The organism is Arthrobacter sp. NtRootA1 (genome assembly GCF_019976975.1).
Lineage (GTDB): Bacteria > Actinomycetota > Actinomycetes > Actinomycetales > Micrococcaceae > Arthrobacter > Arthrobacter aromaticivorans.
This window is the reverse complement of the sequence record NZ_AP024630.1, coordinates 2,003,886-2,021,730: the sequence shown is the minus strand read 5'-3', so window position 1 is coordinate 2,021,730 and position 17,845 is coordinate 2,003,886. Positions and strand designations below refer to the sequence as shown.

General features: G+C 61.3%; 14 protein-coding genes. 5 read left to right on the top strand and 9 right to left on the bottom strand.

Annotation, left to right across the window (positions count from 1 at the left end; translation table 11 throughout):
* Positions 1-88 precede the first annotated feature (88 nt).
* The gene (locus LDN90_RS09240; RefSeq protein ID WP_223948767.1) at positions 89-1,696 is read left to right on the top strand and encodes an AMP-binding protein; all 1,608 of its coding nucleotides are present in this window, start codon (positions 89-91) and stop codon (positions 1,694-1,696) included.
* A gap of 349 nt (positions 1,697-2,045) precedes the next feature.
* Here LDN90_RS09240 and LDN90_RS09235 read toward each other — a convergent pair whose 3' ends face one another.
* From LDN90_RS09235 to LDN90_RS09225, 3 genes are all read right to left on the bottom strand, one after another.
* Positions 2,046-2,843 (bottom strand): enoyl-CoA hydratase, encoded by a 798-nt coding sequence (locus tag LDN90_RS09235; protein ID WP_223948766.1) that lies wholly within the window; start codon positions 2,841-2,843, stop codon positions 2,046-2,048.
* Between the two features lie 192 nt (positions 2,844-3,035).
* Entirely contained in the window at positions 3,036-4,244 is a 1,209-nt protein-coding gene (locus tag LDN90_RS09230; RefSeq protein WP_223948765.1) for an acyl-CoA dehydrogenase family protein, read from the bottom strand.
* A 463-nt stretch (positions 4,245-4,707) separates the two neighbouring features.
* A complete protein-coding gene (locus LDN90_RS09225) occupies positions 4,708-5,295 on the bottom strand; it encodes a TetR/AcrR family transcriptional regulator (protein WP_223948764.1) in 588 nt (195 codons plus the stop codon).
* A gap of 210 nt (positions 5,296-5,505) precedes the next feature.
* On the opposite strand from LDN90_RS09225, the gene LDN90_RS09220 reads away from it, so the two are divergent.
* From LDN90_RS09220 to LDN90_RS09205, 4 genes are all read left to right on the top strand, one after another.
* On the top strand, positions 5,506-6,705 hold the full coding sequence (locus LDN90_RS09220) for an acetyl-CoA C-acetyltransferase (protein WP_223948763.1): 1,200 nt from the start codon (positions 5,506-5,508) through the stop codon (positions 6,703-6,705).
* 33 nt (positions 6,706-6,738) lie between these two features.
* Entirely contained in the window at positions 6,739-7,500 is a 762-nt protein-coding gene (locus tag LDN90_RS09215; RefSeq protein ID WP_223948762.1) for an SDR family NAD(P)-dependent oxidoreductase, read from the top strand.
* Positions 7,501-8,226: 726 nt separating this feature from the next.
* Positions 8,227-9,840 carry an AMP-binding protein gene (locus LDN90_RS09210; RefSeq protein WP_223948761.1) on the top strand — a complete coding sequence of 538 codons (1,614 nt, stop codon included), beginning with the start codon at positions 8,227-8,229 and terminating at the stop codon, positions 9,838-9,840.
* Between the two features lie 325 nt (positions 9,841-10,165).
* On the top strand, positions 10,166-11,020 hold the full coding sequence (locus LDN90_RS09205) for a LuxR C-terminal-related transcriptional regulator (RefSeq protein WP_223948760.1): 855 nt from the start codon (positions 10,166-10,168) through the stop codon (positions 11,018-11,020).
* A gap of 91 nt (positions 11,021-11,111) precedes the next feature.
* Here the strand turns inward: LDN90_RS09205 and LDN90_RS09200 are convergent, their stop codons facing one another.
* The 6 genes from LDN90_RS09200 to LDN90_RS09175 all read right to left on the bottom strand — a co-directional run bounded on the left by LDN90_RS09200 (position 11,112) and on the right by LDN90_RS09175 (position 17,845).
* Positions 11,112-12,485 carry an MFS transporter gene (locus LDN90_RS09200; protein ID WP_223948759.1) on the bottom strand — a complete coding sequence of 458 codons (1,374 nt, stop codon included), beginning with the start codon at positions 12,483-12,485 and terminating at the stop codon, positions 11,112-11,114.
* A gap of 330 nt (positions 12,486-12,815) precedes the next feature.
* Entirely contained in the window at positions 12,816-13,658 is an 843-nt protein-coding gene (locus LDN90_RS09195; protein WP_223948758.1) for an MBL fold metallo-hydrolase, read from the bottom strand.
* A 206-nt stretch (positions 13,659-13,864) separates the two neighbouring features.
* Positions 13,865-15,235 (bottom strand): MFS transporter, encoded by a 1,371-nt coding sequence (locus LDN90_RS09190; protein ID WP_223948757.1) that lies wholly within the window; start codon positions 15,233-15,235, stop codon positions 13,865-13,867.
* Positions 15,236-15,409: 174 nt separating this feature from the next.
* Positions 15,410-16,126: a flavin reductase family protein gene (locus tag LDN90_RS09185; protein ID WP_223948756.1), complete on the bottom strand. Its 717-nt coding sequence runs from the start codon at positions 16,124-16,126 to the stop codon at positions 15,410-15,412.
* 10 nt (positions 16,127-16,136) lie between these two features.
* A complete protein-coding gene (locus LDN90_RS09180) occupies positions 16,137-16,925 on the bottom strand; it encodes an enoyl-CoA hydratase/isomerase family protein (RefSeq protein ID WP_223948755.1) in 789 nt (262 codons plus the stop codon).
* Positions 16,926-16,936: 11 nt separating this feature from the next.
* Entirely contained in the window at positions 16,937-17,845 is a 909-nt protein-coding gene (locus LDN90_RS09175; RefSeq protein WP_223948754.1) for an alpha/beta fold hydrolase, read from the bottom strand.

The following is a 17,845-nucleotide window of genomic DNA, read 5'->3' as shown; positions in this document are numbered from 1 at the left end:
GGTTTGTGCCCCCTGCCAGAGCTCCTGCCTGAGGAGAATGCAGGCCGCTTCATACATTCTGGAAACGTCACCATTCAAAGGAGAATCGATGCCCCTTCAAGCCCCGAGCGCCGAGGACTTCATTGCCCGGTACAGTGCTCCCGACGCCTGCGCTGCCGATTTGCTTTGCGACAGCCATGATCCGGACGCTGTAGCGTTCTCCGTCATTGAAGCCGACTTGTCCAGTGAGGACATAACATACGGAGAATTGCGTGAGCGGTCAGAACGGGGAGCTGCAGCCTTGGCTGAACTGGGTGTAGGCCCCCATGATGCCGTGGCAACGCTCATGGGAAAATCGGCCGATCTGGTGGTGATGCTCCTGGCCATTTGGCGCCGAGGTGCGGTCCATGTACCCCTGTTTACGGCATTTGCATGGCCAGCAATTGAGATGCGCCTGACATCGTCGAAGGCAAAAGCCGTCATAACGGATGCCGACCAGCGCGAGAAGATTCAAGACACGTCGGCGGCCGTCATCGTGGTTGGGGAGAATGCCGCAGCGCCCGATCACGCCCTCACCCCGCTCCTCGCTGCTCAAAGGCCGGGCATCCCTGCCGAAGCCATCGGGCGGGACGGCACCTTGGTGCTGATCTTTACGTCCGGTACCACAGGCTCGCCTAAAGGCGTACCAGTCCCCCTCCGCGCTTTGGCATCCTTCCGGCAGTACATCGAACTCGGCCTGGACGTCAGTGAAGATGACGTATTTTGGAACGCCGCAGACCCCGGTTGGGCCTATGGCCTCTACTACGGGATCCTAGGGCCTCTGGCAGCAGGCCGGCGCAGCCTGTTGCTGCACGCAGGGTTCTCCCCTGAACTGAGCTTTGACGTGCTGGAACGCTTCGGCGTCACCAACTTCGCCGCGGCGCCCACCGTATACCGGACCATGCGATTGAAGTCTGAATCCGGGGTGAGAAACATTCGACTGCGTCGGGCATCCTCTGCCGGGGAACCGCTGACACCGGAGGTAATCACCTGGGCTGAGGAGACCTTCGGTATCCCGGTCAGGGACCACTACGGCCAAACTGAACACGGCATGATGATTGTCAACGCCTGGCACGATACCGTAAGGGACGACCTTCGGCCAGGTTCCATGGGCCGCCCCCTCCCCGGTTGGTGTTGCGCAGTGCTCCAAGACAGCAGCGATGAAACAGCCGCAGCCGGCGAAATGGGCCGCGTCGCGGTCGAGGTCGCCGGGAGTCCCCTCATGTGGTTCGCCGGCTACAAAGATGCCCCGGAAAAAACTGCTGAACGGTTTAGCCCCGATGGGCGATGGTACCTCACCGGAGACGCCGGTAAGGTAGACGAAGACGGAAACTTCTTCTTCTCATCGCGCGATGACGATGTCATCATCATGGCCGGCTACCGCATCGGGCCCTTCGATGTAGAAAGCATCCTCGCCAGCCACCCGTCCGTACAAGAATGTGCTGTCATTGGCGCCCCGGACGAACTCCGTGGTGAAGTCCTGGAAGCGTATATAGTTCTTACCGAGGGCACCACTGGCACCGCAGACCTGACGGTTCAGCTTCAAAAGCTCGTCAAGACGCAGTTCGCGGCACATGCATATCCCCGTCAGATCCACTTCGTAGATGATTTGCCAAAAACGCCCTCCGGGAAGTTGCAGCGGTACGTCCTGCGTAGGCAGCGCGCTCTGGGACGTTGATGGGAAGGGGGCCAGAGTCAGAGCCAGCTTGCTTGGCTCTGACTCTGGCCCCACATCGCGGGCTACCCAGCTGAGGACCGGAAATGCCGTGGCCCCTCTGAGGTCGGTACGACTACAGAAGTAACTAGACAGGAACAGCAGGCACCAGAAGATGGCGGCCTTACCTAGCGCTGACGCTTCTGGATCTTGCTCTACACGGTAGGCGGGACACCCGGATCCTTTCGCTCCCAGGCGTCAGAGCGATGAGTCTTCAGCGACGGTGGCGCTGCCTAGTAAGCACGCGCCGCAGTGCTGCAGAAACAGCGTCACTGAATCCTGGTTGTCGAGGCTTGCACCCGGCCAGCGGGCGTCATCGGTGTGTGAACCGGGGCTCCCGCTTCTCGGTGAATGCGGCCATGCCTTCCTTCTGGTCTTCTGTTGCGAACAGTGCATGGAAAAGCCGGCGCTCGAACAGAACTCCTTGTGCAAGCGTTGTTTCGAAGACGGTGTTCACGGCTTCTTTGGCAGCTATCGATATCGGCTTAGACTTGCTCGCTATGGTCCCCGCTACACCCAGTGCCTCCTGAAGCAGTTCGGCGGCAGGCACGACCCGCGAGACAAGCCCGGCCAGTTCGGCCTCCGCTGCGTCCAGCTGCCTGCCGGTAAGGACCATGTCCATGGCCTTTGCCTTGCCGACGGCCCGCGTCAGCCGCTGTGACCCGCCCATACCGGGGATCACCCCGAGGTTGATCTCGGGTTGGCCGAAGCGGGCGGTGTCGGCGGCAATGAGAACGTCGCACATCATCGCCAACTCGCACCCACCTCCCAGGGCATAACCCGCGACTGCTCCCACCACAGGGGTGCGCACCCGGGTGAAGGCGTCCCAACCCGCGAACCAGTCCGCCTGGTACATCTCCGGGAACGTACGGGCAGCCATCTCCTTGATATCAGCCCCGGCGGCGAAGGACTTCGCCGACCCAGTAAGGACGATGGCCCCGATATGCGGGTCCGTGTCCATTGCCACTGCGGCCGATACAACCTCACGCAGTGTCGACACGCTCAAGGCATTCAGCGCCTGCCGTCGGTTGAGGGTAATGACACCCACCCTGCCGTGACGTTCAATGAGGATAGTCTCGTAGCCTTGACCGATAGTCTCTGTCTGTATCATGTAAGTCCTCCTCCTTGCGGCGGATCAACCGCGGCAATGGGCCGGCAGAATAACGCCGAAGCGTCGCTGTTCATCACGGCCTGAAGGTTGATCATCGTTCCCAGCCGAAAGGCCGGGAACGTGTGACACCGATTTTTCTTCAGGGCATCGTGTTTGTGGGGTGGCTGCAAAGCGCACCCTCCGAAGACGGCCTCAGACGAAGGCCGAGACTCCAGTAACGGCACGGCCCACGATGAGGGCGTTGACTTCGTAGGTGCCCTCGTAGGTGAAGATAACTTCGACGTCGCTGAATATTTTGGCCATCTCGTGGTCGGTGACGATGCCGTTTCCACCCAGCAGCGCCCGTCCTAGCGCTGCCGATTCCCGGGCGAGCGAGGTAGTGGTGGCCTTCACCATAGCGGCGTGGGGCATGTCGAAGGTCCCCTCTTCCTGGAGGCGGGCAATCTGAACCATAAGGCCCAGGCTTGCAGTGGTGTGGCCGAGAATCCGAGACAGGGGCTCTTGGATGAGCTGGAAGCTCGCCAATTGTTTCCCGAACTGGTGTCGCGACAGAATGTAGTCCCGTGCCACGTCAAAAATTGCCATTTGCACGCCGGCTGCCTGCCAACCGACCCAGGCGCGGGAGTTGCGAAGCATGGAATTGGCAGCCGCAAAGCTCTGAGCCCCAGGCAACGCATTGGCGGCCGGGATGCGCACCTCGTCCAGAACGATGTCCGCATTCGGCATGATCCGAAGTCCGGTCTTGTTCTTGATCCTGCTAGCGGAGAACCCGACGCGATCGGTCTCTACGAGGAATCCCTTAACCTGCCCATCGGCGACATCACGCGCCCAGACGACGGCGAAATCAGCGATCGTACCGGCCCCGATCCAGCGTTTTGCTCCATTGATCACCCAGTCATTCCCGTCACGCACCGCGGTAGTGGCCAGACCACCGGCGACGTCCGAACCGTGCTCCGGTTCGGTGAGTGCAAATGCTCCCAGGGCCTGGAAGTTGCGCAGCCGTGGCAGCCACCGCGCCTTCTGCTCCTCAGATCCCAAGACGTCGATCAGGCCTACGACCAGCTCATTATGAATGCCAACCAGGGCGCTCAAAGACAGATCGGCCCGCGCCAGCTCGGCATGAACCAGGCCGGTAAACAACCGGCTGCCCCCGGAGAGCTCAAGGTCCCCTAGCCCATGCGCTGCCAAGTCCGGGAGCAATTCGGCAGGAAACTTTTCCTCATTCCAATAGTCGCCAACCACCGGGCGGATCTGCCTCTGCAAAAAATCCCGGACCACGCTCAGACGTACCCGTTCATCGGGTGAAAGCAGATTTTGCACCGACAGGAAATCAGCGTGTGGGCACACAATGCCCAACATCTTCTCCACCGTTGAGGGCACGGTGTGTGTAACCGGGGTCATGAGGGTCCTTCCCAAATGCCAGCCAAGCGGACGCCCAGCAGACTGGAATAGATACTGTCGTTCGTACGATAGTACGCACAACGGTCCTTTCTTGGCTATGCCGGACGACCCCTTTATTCGTGCCACGGTGCTGACCATCCGCGTGGTACGGCTGAATATCGAGAAGCGCGCGCAAAATGCCACCAAGGAACGGCGACGCGAAAATGGGTAGGGGCTGCGTTACGGATCCGGACCTTCGCGATCCCCCACAGCATCCCGCCGCAGTCGCCTCATCGCGCCTGGGATCAGCCACAAGGCTCCCTTGCCGGAAAACCCGGGATCATGGTGGCCCCGCGGGTCGCCAACGGACGCGGCGGCGCATCCCGAACGAACGCCTCTGCTGTTCTCAAGTCCAGATGCTCAACGGAACAACAACTGCATTCCGCCAAACCAAGTTTTGATTTACCTCAAACTGCGGGTCATGCTAAACGCCTATTCCCGCTGTCAGGATGGTTGCCAATTCGCGATAGGCGCCAGCGTCGTCCAGGCCGGCATGACCACGAACAGATCCCTGCTGTATGCGCATCATCATGGTCGCCGCCAAATCTCCGGCGAAGGCCGCATGGACCTGCCGAAAATCACCTTTGATAACGCCCTCAGTGATCAGGTCCTGGACTTTTTTCGCGGCTATGCCGATATTCTGCTCGTATACTTCACGGGCGGGCGCAAAGGCGTTCAGGTCCGCCATGAACTGTTCAGAGGCAATAGATAGCGCTTCGCCCACTGCGGAGACGTAGGCCGTGATCCGGTTTCGGGAGCCGGTCGTGGCAGACAGCTTCGCGTCTACGGTGTTGGTTTCCCGCCGGAAGAAGTGCACCGTCGCGGCACGGACGAGCTGCTCTTTGCTGCCCGCCAGCGTGTAAAGGGTCGATTTTGAGCACCTGAGACGCGTGGCTATTTCGTCGAGCGTCAGATGCGCAAACCCCTCGGCCAAGAATAGGTCGACCAACTCATCAAACAGTTCCGCGCGTCGGACGGTGCCAAAATTCAGTGCGCTACGTTGTTGCTGCATACCTTCGATAGTACTGCCGGACTACTTGCGTTCCCCGCGCAGCGCCAGTACTGTGGCCTGTAATCCAGTACTGCTCCACGTAGCTGTGGAGTGACTTGTTGTGTCCCAACTGAACGGAGAAGGTCTCTACTGGTTCGCTAAAGCATTCAACGGAACAGCAAGTGGATCACTCCTGACGCACTACCTCCCCATCGCTTCGAAAGGCATTTCATGCGTACCTCTGTGATCGTGGCTGGAGCACGCACCCCGATCGGGCGCCTACTCGGATCCTTGAAGGATTTATCCGCCGCGGAGCTCGGCGGTATCGCCATCAGCGCCGCTCTCGCCAAGGCCGCTATTGAACCGGGGCAGGTGCAGTACGTCATCATGGGCCACGTTCTCACAGCCGGGGCAGGACAGATGCCGGCCCGGCAGGCCGCCGTCAAAGCGGGGATCCCCATGACGACCCCCGCGCTGAACATAAATAAGGTATGCCTCTCAGGGCTTGAATCGATCATATTGGCAGATCAGCTCATCCGGTCGGGCGCTTTTGACGTCATTATCGCGGGTGGTATGGAATCAATGAGCCAGGCACCCCACCTACTACCGAATTCCCGGACGGGCTACAAGTACGGTGACGTTACGGTCCTGGACCATATGGCGCTCGATGGCCTCCAAGACGCTTTTACGGATCAGCCGATGGGATTGCTGACGGAAGCCGGTAACGACAAGGACGTTATAGCCCGGGAAAGTCAGGATGCGTTCGCTGCACGCTCCCACCAGCTTGCGGCACGCGCCTGGGACAACGGTATCTTCAACGAAGAGGTCGTTCCCGTAGAGATTCGTGGCCGCAAGGGCGAAAGTACCTGGTTGCGGCGAGACGAAGGCATCCGCCCCGAAACGACTGTTGAGAATCTATCGAAACTGCGCGCTGCCTTCCGTGAAGGCGGAACTGTCACTGCCGGGAACGCATCGACCATTAACGACGGGGCCTGCGCCGTCGTGGTCATGAGCAAACAGCACGCCGAGGCGGAGGGCCTGACGTGGCTGGCCGAAATCGGAGAACACGGCATGGTCGCCGGCCCGGACTCGGGCCTGCAGTTACAGCCGTCCCGCGCCATAAGCAAAGCCTGCGAGTCAGCTGACATCTCACCCGCTGACCTGGATGTAATCGAGATCAATGAAGCCTTCGCTGCAGTAGGCATTGCCTCCACCCAAGAACTCGGAGTCGACCCTGACCGCGTAAATGTCAACGGCGGCGCCATCGCGTTGGGTCATCCGATCGGAATGTCTGGGGCAAGAATAGCGCTTCACCTTGCCCTCGAACTTCAACGCCGCGGCGGCGGCACCGGCGCAGTCGCCCTGTGCGGGGGCGGCGGCCAAGGCGATGCCCTGATCCTGCACACACGCTCAAAAACACCCACCAGCTGACCGTAATATGCCTCATGCCCTTAGGAGAACTTCGTGAACGTCAACGGAGCCGTTGCCCTGATTACTGGAGGAGCCTCCGGGCTCGGCCACGCTACCGCCACTGCCTTGCACGGCCAGGGTGCCCAAGTGGTACTGGTAGACCTGCCTTCATCGGACGGTGAAGTAGCGGCAAAGGCTCTTGGAACCGGCGCCCACTTCATGCCTGCCGATGTGACATCAACCGAAGATGTCGGCTCAGCAGTAGATTTCGCTGCCTCATTGGGAGCTTTGCGCATCGTCGTCAATTGCGCCGGCATCGTCGCTCCCGGCAAGGCTCTGGGTCGTAACGGGCCTCTGCCACTTGCCGATTTCGAACGGGTGGTGCGCATCAATCTGAGCGGCACCTTCAACGTGATCCGTCTTGCCGTGGAAAAGATGGCGGCCACCGATCCCTTAGATGGCGAACGCGGTGTCATCATCGACACAGCTTCAGTAGCCGCCTTCGACGGTCAGATCGGCCAGCCCGCATATGCCGCCTCCAAAGGTGGCGTCGCAGCACTGACTTTGCCGTTAGCCCGCGAACTGGCCAGTCACCTCATCCGAGTAATGACCGTGGCCCCCGGCATCTTTGAAACCCCCATGATGGCCGGCCTACCCGAAGACGCCCAACTATCTCTCGGTCAGCAAGTCCCACACCCTTCGAGACTCGGGAAAGCCTCCGAATACGCTGCTCTGGTTACCCACATCATCAATAACCCCATGCTGAACGGCACTACCATCCGCCTTGACGGCGCGATTCGAATGGGACCCAAATAGCCGGTCCCCCCAAGGGCAATGTCTGAGGGGTCCACGCGCAGGCCCTGACTGGCACGATGGCCGTCGAAGCGGTCTCGCCCGCACTCGTGAAATAGGAGCAAAACATTGGCGGCGGGAAGCAGCGCCCCCTTGCGACTGCTCAAGACCGCACTGATCTCGGTGGGGCGCCGGATGATCACCCGGATCATCACCTATCGCAACGAAACGGCGCCCCACCGTTAGCCGCGGTCGCACTCAATCGCCCTCCGGCAATTGATTGCAAAACCTTGCGCAACCGGACAGAAATGAAGAGAGGTTTGCTGTGCCGAGGCGGTTCGGTCTAGATGCTCGATGCCTCGAAAATGCCAAGTCAATTAGTGGGCTTTAACTGAAAATTGGGTTAGTCTTTGTTAACTGTGATGTTCATCACGCATGAATCCAAAGCACAGCTGTCTTGCAGGCTCAGAAACCCGCCACCCGGGTCTGAAGCTCCGACCAAGGCCACCAACTGAGGGGCAGCGACACCAAGGCACACCAGCCGGCTGCTGTCTCCTTGAGTACTTCCCATTCCACCTAAAGGCTTTCTCACCGACGACCCTTACGAGAGAACGGATGCATCTTGCGTGATGTGACTAGGGCAGCGTTGCCGGGCACCGACACCGCTCCTCCCAATAAGTCAAAGCTGGTAGGGTGCAAGCCCGCCCCGAAACAACCCCGCTCCATCTGCCATGGCATTGGAGCGCAGGCATGAGGTCTTACGAGAAGGGCGCGCTGTTGCCACCCCTTCTTTCCGAAACGATTGGCCGGTCCTTTGAACGGACCGTTGCTCTTTACGGCGACAAGGAGGCCTTGGTCGAAGCAGCCTCCGGACGGCGCTGGACCTGGGCCGAGCTTGACCGCGACGTCGACGATCTGGCCAGGGGGCTGATTGCAGCTGGTCTGGAGAAGGGCGACCGGTTGGGCATCTGGGCACCCAATTGCGCCGAGTGGACACTGGTCCAGTACGCCACAGCGAAAATCGGTGTCATCCTGGTCAATATCAATCCCGCTTACCGCACACATGAATTTTCTTATGCCATCAACCACAGCGGTTTACGGATGCTTATCGCCGCCTCAAGTTTCAAGGGGAGCGACTACAGGGCCATGATCGAGGAAGCCACGGATGAGACGCGGTCCTTGAAGAGGGTGACATATCTGGACACCAATGACTGGACCGATCTCATTGATTCGGGCCGAACCCTGGAACAGGATGTCGTGGTCCAGCGACTGGCTGCCACGAAGCCGGATGATCCAATCAACATCCAGTACACCTCCGGAACCACCGGGTATCCCAAGGGGGCCACTCTCAGCCACCGCAACATCCTCAACAACGGCTATTTCACCACTGAGCTGATCGGCCTTGGGCCTGATGATCGGCTCTGCATCCCAGTGCCCTTTTATCACTGCTTCGGGATGGTCATGGGCAACCTCGGTTGCACCGTCCACGGAACGACCATGGTGATCCCATCGCCGGGCTTCGACGCTGCAGCAACCCTCCGTGCCATAGCTGAGGAGAACTGCACCGCCGTCTATGGTGTGCCGACGATGTTCATCGCCATGCTGAATCACCCCACGTTCGGCACCTACGACCTGTCAAGCCTGCGCACGGGAATCATGGCCGGATCTGTCTGTCCGGTCGAGGTCATGCAGCGCTGCATCAAGGACATGAACCTGACCGGCATCTCCATCGCGTACGGCATGACCGAGACCAGTCCGGTCTCTTGCCAAACCCGGGCCGATGACGATCTGGAACGCCGCACGGAAACGATAGGTCGGGTTCACCCTCACTTGGAGGTCAAGATCATTGACCCGGCAACAGGCGTCACCCTCGAGCGAGGTCAACCGGGCGAGTTCTGCACCCGCGGCTACTCCGTGATGATGGGGTACTGGAACGATGAGGTCAAGACCCGGGAGGCGATCGACGCCGACGGCTGGATGCATACCGGGGACCTCGCCGTGATGCGGGAGGACGGCTATTGCTCGATAGTTGGTCGGATCAAGGACATGGTCATCCGTGGAGGAGAAAACATCTATCCCCGCGAAATCGAAGAATTCCTTTACAGCCACCCGGACATCGAAGACGTCCAGGTCATCGGGGTACCGGACGAGAAATACGGCGAGGAACTTTGCGCCTGCATCAAAATGAAAGCGGGTGCGAAGCCTCTCGATGTCCCAGCGATACGCGCGTTCGTTGACGGCAAACTCGCCCGCTACAAAATTCCGGCCTACGTCATAGTGGTCGACGAATTTCCTACCACTGTGACAGGCAAAATCAGGAAGATTCAACTCCGCGAAGAGGCCTCAAGCATCCTGCAGCTGTGACGCTCCAGCTCCGGCTGGCCCGGCTTGGGGGCGTCTTCGCGCCTCCTCCGGCGCCGCTCCGCCCCTCCCAAATCGACGAACACAGCACCCTGGTCGATCTCGCCACGGACGGAATCAAAAGTGGGCAATATTCGACGGCGGCACTCCCCATAGGTTTTCGGCCAGTCCAGCTCGCCTACCGGGACACGGACCGGTCGGTCAGAATCCTGGCCAACTCTCGCCGGATCGCCGGGCGGCCTCGTCAATTGGGATTGGTCGTACGGCACTAACAACTGATCTTCCGTTACATGCAGTGACGGGTTTCCGCGGCATCTGGAGATAATTCATGCAGCCCAACGCCTATTTCCGCCCCGACGATCGGGAGCTGCTCCGCGCAGCCTTGCGCCAGCTCTCCGGCAGGTTCCGCTCCGCCGTACTCTTCGCCGGGCTGGCCAGCAGCGACCAGATGCAGCTGACGGATTTCCTGGGCACCGCGACGTCGAGCCTGCACCACGTGGTTGTCGTCCCCGGCGCGGGCCTCGGCGGCCGCGTCCTCACGCAACGGCAGCCGTTCCTCGTAGAGAACTACATCGCCTCCAAGGGAATCACTCACGAATACGATCTGGCCGTCCGCCGGGAGCTGCTGACTTCGGTGGCGGCCGTTCCCGTGGTGGTCCAGGGCACGTCGCGGGCGGTACTGTACATCGCCAGCAGGGACCGCTCCCCGCTGGGGGAAAGCGTTGTGCGCGAGGCTACTGAGGCGTCCACAGAGATGGCAGAGGAACTCCGGGTCCGGGACGAGGTGGACCGGCGGGTCTCGATCCTCGATACCGCCAGGGCCGAACCTGCTCGGACCGTGGACCGGAGCTGGCTGGAGCATGTTCGGGAAGCCCACGCCGAGTTGCGCTCCCTGGCCGGTACCGTATCAGACCCTGAGCTGGCACGGCAGTTGGACCTCATCGGCGGTCACCTGGCGCCACCTCCCGCGCACGCAGTCCATCCGACTGTGCGGCTGGCCCGCCGGGAGCTCGATGTCCTGGCGCAGGTGGCGCTCGGCTGTTCGTACCAGGAAACGGCGGATCGCCTGGGCCTGAAGGCGGTGACCGTTAAAAGCTACCTACAAAACGCGATGACCAAGCTGTCCGCGCATAACCGGCTCGAGGCCGTGTCCAGCGCCCGGCGGCTGGGCCTTATTCCGTAGCGCGGGGCTGTCGGTTCTTCGTCGACAGCCCCGCTCCCCCATCTGCAGTCTCGCTACGGCTCAGTTACCTAGGGCCGGGGGACGAGCCCGGTTATTTGATGCCGTCAGTGTGCTCCGGAGGGGTTTGCGGCTTGCCGTCTTGCAAGCCCCGGTTTTCGCGGTTGGGCAGTGCCAGGGTGCAGAACACACTGAACACGCCGAGCCCGGCAAGCAGGACCCCGATGGACCACGCCCCGGACGTGCCGGCCAGCTGGGCGGCCACGAGCGGCACAATGCCTCCGCCGACCACGCCGGCAAGGTTGTAGCCCATGCCGGCGCCGGTGTAGCGGTACCGGGTGTCGAAAAGCTCCGGAAGCAGTGCCCCGGCGGGCCCGTAGGCGATGGCGAAGATCACCAGGGTGACGGTAAGCCCGAGGCCGAAGGCGAAAACGGTGTTGGCACTGAGAATCGGGAACAGCACGAGGGACCACGGCACGGCGAGGATGCAAGAGGTGGCGATGACCTTCTTGCGGCCGAAGCGGTCAGAAAGAACACCGGAGGCCAGGGTCGCGGCGGCGACGAACAGAGAGGCGACGATGCCGGTGCTCAGCACCTCCACCCGGCTTAGCCGCATGCCCGAGGTGCTCGTGGCATAGCTGGTGAGGTAAGCGGTGCCAATGTAGAAGAAGGCGAAAAGGAGCGTCAGGGAGCCGCCCGCAAGGACTATTTCGCGCGGCTGGCGCTTGATTGATTCAAGGACCGGCAGCTTGGCGCCGGTTTGTCCTGCCTTGGCTGCGTTCTTGAAGACTGGGGTTTCCTCGATGCTCAGCCGTACCCATAGACCCACGAGTACGAGCACTGCGCTGAGAATAAAGGGGACCCGCCAGCCAATAGTAATGAAGGCCTCCGATTTGTCCCCCAGCGTCAGGTTGGTGATGAGGAACGTGCCGCTGGCAAGGGCAAAGGCAACGGAAGGGCCGATCTGCGGGAATGAACCGAAGAGCCCTCGTTTTCCCTTGGGAGCGTATTCGGCCACGAGGAGGGTGGCGCCAGCCCATTCGCCGCCAACGGCGAGGCCCTGCACGAAACGGAGTACTACCAGCAGGATCGGGGCAACCACGCCGATCGAGCTTGCGTCCGGAATGAGGCCGATCATCACAGTGGCGATGCCCATCATGAGCAGCGTGGTGATCAGGGTTCTCTTCCTGCCAATCCGGTCTCCGAAGTGGCCGAAGATAATCGCGCCAACGGGACGGGCAAAGAAGGCGACGGCGAATGTGCCGAACGAGGCAACGGTGCCGGCCGCGGCTCCGAGAGCGGGAAAGAACACCACGGGGAAGACCAACGCCGCGGCGGTGCCATAGATGAAGAAGTCATAGAACTCGATGGTGGTCCCGGCGGCGCTCGCGAAGGCGACCTTGCGAAGTGTTTTGGGGCTGGGCGGCATTGACAGCCCTGGCGGCGAAGTCGGTGAAACTGAGGTCATGGCAATCTCCTTTGATGTCAGCCTCGATGGCGTTTGTGACTTAGCTCACCGTAGCGACAGCCGTGAACACCCAACTACCTCCCAAAGGAGGTAGTTGGAAATGCAGGACCGTCCGGTCCCGGGAGGTCGGCCGAACAGAACCGCTGAACTACCTGCGCACCCGACGGATAACCAGAGCCGGCCCGCGATCTCTATGGAAGGCAGGCCGGCGTCTCGGGCTTTAGGGAAATTCGGGAAAAGCGTAGGTTGTGCAGGGAGCTGAGCACGCGTCCTGCCCATGGCGAACTTGGGCCAGTACGTGAATCCGGGACGGGCCCATCTAAGCCTCGATCAACCGCCCAAAAGCCCCAAGGCCCCGTACCACACAGGTGAAGCATTCACGTGGTGAGGGTAGCGGCGCAGCATCGTGTCGTAGTAGTCCTTTGGCGAACCTGCGGCAGCCAGCGCGTCACGGGCATCAAGCAGATACTGCCTCGTCGCTTGAATGTTGGAGGGATCGTCCCCAGCCCCCGGCGCCTTGTGCCCGGCCACAACGTACTTGGGCGAGAGCGCCTCGATCTTATCGATCGCCTCCAGCCATTGCTCCAGCCCTCCGTCACCTGACTCGAGGACGTATTGATGTGCTCCGTTGTAGATTGCATCACCTGCGACGACCAGCTCGATGGATGGCACCCAAAGTGCCGTGGTGCCGTCCGTGTCTGTGTGGCCCAAATGGATCGGCTCCAGCCTCTCTCCTTCCAGCTCCAACCCAACTTCGGGGACCACTTCTGCAACCAGTGATGCCGGAGGGACTAACCCTGGTAGTGCCGGGTCCCACACCGCCGCGCGGCCCTCGACTACCTCTGTGGCCATCTTTGCCAGAGTGCTCTCCGTCGCGTAAACGGCTGTGTCCGGAAAGGCTTTGAGAAGCTCCTCCACGCCGAGCCAGTGATCCCCATGGCCGTGGGTGATGTACACAAAGGCCAGTCGCTTGCCGGAATCCTTGATCCAGTTGCGAGTCCGTTCGATTTGGCCATAGGTGTATGGCGCATCCACGAGCACAGCGTCACGTTCACCGGTGATGAGAGTCAACGTCAGCGGAGACGTGACGAAAGACTCGCCGGACGGAAGCCGCCCATCCCCTGCCCTCGGAGTGCCATCCAGCACAAGCGTCTCGTAATGCAGTTGCGTCATCGACTTGCTCCTAGCTCAATTGATGAATCAAATTGTGACATAAGCATAGCATTTATGCTTGCATCATCGGGGGGCTTTGAATGTACCAGACTCCGATCCAAGGCGGACTCCGGTTCCTCCGGACGGCCATGGAAGGAGGACCTAGCTTGCCGCATTAACGGTACGAGAAGGCAGCCCTCATAGGGCTTGCCTTCTCGCCCTCGGAATCAGCTGGAAACGCTCGTCCTGCGGCGCCCCGACCACCGCAGTGCGGCAATAGCGATCGCGCCGAGTATCAACGGGAATCCGAGCGTGAAGTAGATCTGTCCGATACCCCAGCCAGCGGCAAGCATCGTGCCTCCGAAGAATCCGCTGACGATTGATCCGGCTTTCCCGAAACCGTGCATCCAGGACACGCCGGTGGCGCGGCTTTCGACAGGGAATACCTCGTCAGCAGTGCTGAAGGCGTTCATGCCGCTGTTCAGACCTACGACTGTGAAACCGATGATGGCGCTGACTCCGATGAGCACCCCTGCCGCAAGGCTCACCGACGCCATCACCCATACCGTTGTGGCGGCCAGCGTGAAGTACAACCCGATGACAAGGTGCCTCCCGAACTTCGACATGAGGTACCCGATCGATAGGGCGCCCACGACCCCGAGGATGCCCATCAGCGCAACCGCGAGTCCGGCGACGGCTGCGCTCGCTCCGATTGCGCTGGCGATCAAGGGCAGGTAATTGAGGAAGATGTAGACCACGCCTGCAGTGACGAAGTAGCAGAACCAGACGACGATTGCATCTCTGATGTAGCGGCGGGACAACAGCGTTCCGATGCTGCGTGGCTGAGATACCGTGGTCACGGGCGCTATGTGGGCGAGATCTGTAGTTTTGAAGTCAGGAACGATCTTGACGAGGACCTGATCCAAACGGGTCCGGTGTCCCCTCCGCGCCAGGAACGCGACCGACTCGGGCATTCCCCATGCCAGCAGTGGGACGAGAATCAGCGCGAGGATACCGCCGACGCCCAACAGCGCACGCCAGCCCAGTGCCGGAATAAGGGCGCCAGCAAGGGCACCCGTAACGACGGTACCGAGCGGGAAACCGGCGAAAGTGATGCCGACGATGTTCGTTCTGCGTCGGGACGGCATGATCTCGGCGACAAGGGTGATCACCAGGGGCATGACCGCTCCGAGGCCCAGACAGGCGATAGTCCGGGTAGTCCCGAGCATCAACTCATTGGTTGCCAGCGCACCACCGAGCGTCGCCAGACCGAACGCTGCGGCCCCCACAACAACGATGGGCTTGCGTCCGAGGCGGTCGGCGAGCGGGCCAGCGACCATTGCGCCGAGGGTCAGCGCGACCACGCCGACGGTCACGATGGTGGTGATGGTGGTCAGCGAGGTGCCCCACTCGGCGATGATCTGCGGGTAAACGAAACCCCACATCTGTACTTCGATGCCTTCGAGCATCATGGCGAGGAACGCGAGGACGAAAATAATTACGCGCCGCCGTCCGAATGGTGCGGCATCAAGGAGAGACTGGACGGAGGTGGGAGTGTCAGCATCAGGAGTGCCGATTTTCGCATCGGTATTGGACATGGGGGTATCACCAATCTCGGCGTTGAGCCGGTGAAGAGTCGTACGGCACCATTGCCGTACTCCACGTGGGTTTGAAGAACTTAAAACTGGTCCCCCCGCGCCTGGCGCGGGGGGACCTGGCGGCGAGCGGTGGTAGTGCCTGTTCCTCCTTCGGCGTCGAGACCGCTGTTGTGTCTAGTCCCCGGCGACGGCGCCTGAAGCAGACCAGGCGGCCGAGTCGACGGCGGCGAAGTCATCGCTACGGCCGTCGAGCCTGCGCATCCGTTGGCTACTGCGGCGCAGGAGTTCGTCGGGTTCCAGCGGAGGTACAAAGGTAGTGTCTGTGACGCTGAACTCTGCCGCGAGTCGACCGATGGGTGAGAGCGCTGGGATGTCTATGCGGCCGGACGGGAGATAGAGATCATCGCGCACGTAGAAGCTGACGACGTCGGCCCACACCACATTGCCGAGGCCGTCAGGGGAAGAGAATATTTGGAACACTTTGCATTCAAGCGCGATCGGCGCTTCAGCGAGGCGAGGCGGTACGACGGCGGATGAGGGCGTGGTCTCGAGTCCCAGGACTTCGAACTCGTCCACATCGGATGGGTAGTCGACAGCAGACAGCTGCACGTCTGCGGCTTGGGGGAAGGTCGCCATATTCGAGACGAACTCTCCGGTGTCGCGGATATTGATGAAGGTGTCTTTCAGGTTTACACCGTCCGCGCGGGGTTGGAACGTAAGGGAGACTCTCGGGGGTTTGCGCCCGACGACAGTGAAGAACGAGATCGGGGCCAGATTGCCGATGCCGTCTGTCGAAACGGTGCTGACCCAGGCGATGGGCCGAGGAATGACGCTTCCGATCAGCAGTTTGTAGTTCGAAGCGGCATCGAGGTCGTTGGGGTCAATGTTCATGTGGGGTTCCTCAGCATCCTTGGAAGTTCATTGCGGGACGCGGTGCGCCCGCTTGGAGGGCGGAACGGGCCGCCAGTAAGGCGCGCGAAGCGTCGTCAGTCTCGAACAGCGGCACACCGAGATCGACGAGTGCAGCGTCGGCGGCCGAAACGCCGCCGGTCTTCCACTCGCGCAGGAGTGTCTTGTGAACCCCATGGGCGCGGGTGGGGCCAGCGGCAAGACGGCGCGCGAAGGCTGTTGCCTCGGCGAGCAGTTCAGGTTCGGGGACAACTCTGTTGAGGAGCCCGGCGTCGTGCATGGTGGCAGCGCTGATCAACTCCGAGGTCATCGCCCACTCCATGGCCCGGGCGTAGCCGACGCGCTCGGCTACCCGATAGACGCCACCCAGCAGGGTCACGATTCCGATCGTCTGCTCCGGGTGCCCGAAACGTGCAGTGTCTGCGGCGAAGATGATGTCTCCGCGGATCGCGAGCTCAAGGCCGCCACCCAGGCAGTAGCCTTGGACTGCGATGACGACCGGGACATTGAGGGACTCGAACCGGTTCAGTACGGCGTTGCCGCGTCCGATGCTGGTCCTCAGCTCTGCCTGGGAGGCTTCCGGCCAGGTTGAGATCTCGCCGCCGAAGCAGAAGTCAGGGCCTTCGGAGGTGACCAGCACCGCGCGGGTGCCATTCTGGTCGAACTTGTCCAGGGCAGCAGAGAGGTCTTCGATGAGCTCGTCGTCGATGCGGTTTTGCGGTGGGTTGGAGAGGGTCAGTGTTGCTAGCCCATCTTCAAAGTCTGCGCGTAGGTGTGGCATGTTTGATCTCCTCAGGGGGTGGCGGCGTGGCCAAGATGCGTGCTGAACCACATGAGAGCTGCATCGCTGGATTCGTCAAACTGCACGTCGTAGGCGTCGAAATGACCGCCAGGCAGGAGCACCAGCTCCTTGGGCTGCAGGGCCCGCTCGTAGGCTGCCAGCTGGATGTCAGCCGGAATAACGGTTTCGGCAGTTTCCACAATCATCATGAGCGGTGTGGGCGAGACGCGTCCGATCCAAACGCCCGGCTCGTAGAGGCGGGATGCCCGGTTTGAACGGAGGGTGACAGTGTTGTTCATTTCGCCCGGGGGGACCACGTCACGGTGGAAGCGCACTGCGTCCGGGGAGGTGAACAGGGCAGCGGAACCAGGGCCGTCACCAATCGTATCCACATAGCGGGGCTCAGCGCCGGCAGCCCGCGCACGTTCATCCTCCAGTGCGGTAAGTTCAAATCCTTCGACCCGCTCGGGCGCTACCTTACGCTGCCACTGCTCAAACCCACTGATCGTGGGGACCTGCGCGACGGCGCACTTGATGCGCACATCGGTCGCGCCGAGAACGATACTGTGGCCACCGGCAAAGCTCGTCCCCCAGACGCCGATGCGTCCGGCGTCGACTTCCGGCCTTGTCTCCAAGTAGGTGATCGCGCGACGCCAGTCCGCAATCTGGCGCCATGGCTCGACGTCGTTGCGGGGAACACCGTCGCTGGCTCCAAACGAGCGATGGTCATGCACCATCACCACGAATCCGGCGTCCGCGAACTTGCGGGCGTACCGGTCCAGGCCCATTTCGCGAGTGCCGCCAAACCCATGCGCCATGGTGATCGCAGGTCGTGGGCCCGGTTGCTGGGGCAGGTAGAGCCAGGCGCGCAGCGTCAGGCCATCGTCGGTTAAGAACTCGACGTCGGTGCGTTCGGTCAT

Bases quoted from the DNA above. Each gene is read 5' to 3' on its own strand.
- LDN90_RS09240 (WP_223948767.1), top strand. From the start codon at position 89: ATGCCCCTTCAAGCCCCGAGCGCCGAGGACTTCATTGCCCGGTACAGT.
- LDN90_RS09235 (WP_223948766.1), bottom strand. From the start codon at position 2,843: ATGATACAGACAGAGACTATCGGTCAAGGCTACGAGACTATCCTCATT.
- LDN90_RS09230 (WP_223948765.1), bottom strand. From the start codon at position 4,244: ATGACCCCGGTTACACACACCGTGCCCTCAACGGTGGAGAAGATGTTG.
- LDN90_RS09225 (WP_223948764.1), bottom strand. From the start codon at position 5,295: ATGCAGCAACAACGTAGCGCACTGAATTTTGGCACCGTCCGACGCGCG.
- LDN90_RS09220 (WP_223948763.1), top strand. From the start codon at position 5,506: ATGCGTACCTCTGTGATCGTGGCTGGAGCACGCACCCCGATCGGGCGC.
- LDN90_RS09210 (WP_223948761.1), top strand. From the start codon at position 8,227: ATGAGGTCTTACGAGAAGGGCGCGCTGTTGCCACCCCTTCTTTCCGAA.
- LDN90_RS09205 (WP_223948760.1), top strand. From the start codon at position 10,166: ATGCAGCCCAACGCCTATTTCCGCCCCGACGATCGGGAGCTGCTCCGC.
- LDN90_RS09200 (WP_223948759.1), bottom strand. From the start codon at position 12,485: ATGACCTCAGTTTCACCGACTTCGCCGCCAGGGCTGTCAATGCCGCCC.
- LDN90_RS09195 (WP_223948758.1), bottom strand. From the start codon at position 13,658: ATGACGCAACTGCATTACGAGACGCTTGTGCTGGATGGCACTCCGAGG.
- LDN90_RS09190 (WP_223948757.1), bottom strand. From the start codon at position 15,235: ATGTCCAATACCGATGCGAAAATCGGCACTCCTGATGCTGACACTCCC.
- LDN90_RS09185 (WP_223948756.1), bottom strand. From the start codon at position 16,126: ATGAACATTGACCCCAACGACCTCGATGCCGCTTCGAACTACAAACTG.
- LDN90_RS09180 (WP_223948755.1), bottom strand. From the start codon at position 16,925: ATGCCACACCTACGCGCAGACTTTGAAGATGGGCTAGCAACACTGACC.
- LDN90_RS09175 (WP_223948754.1), bottom strand. From the start codon at position 17,845: ATGACCGAACGCACCGACGTCGAGTTCTTAACCGACGATGGCCTGACG.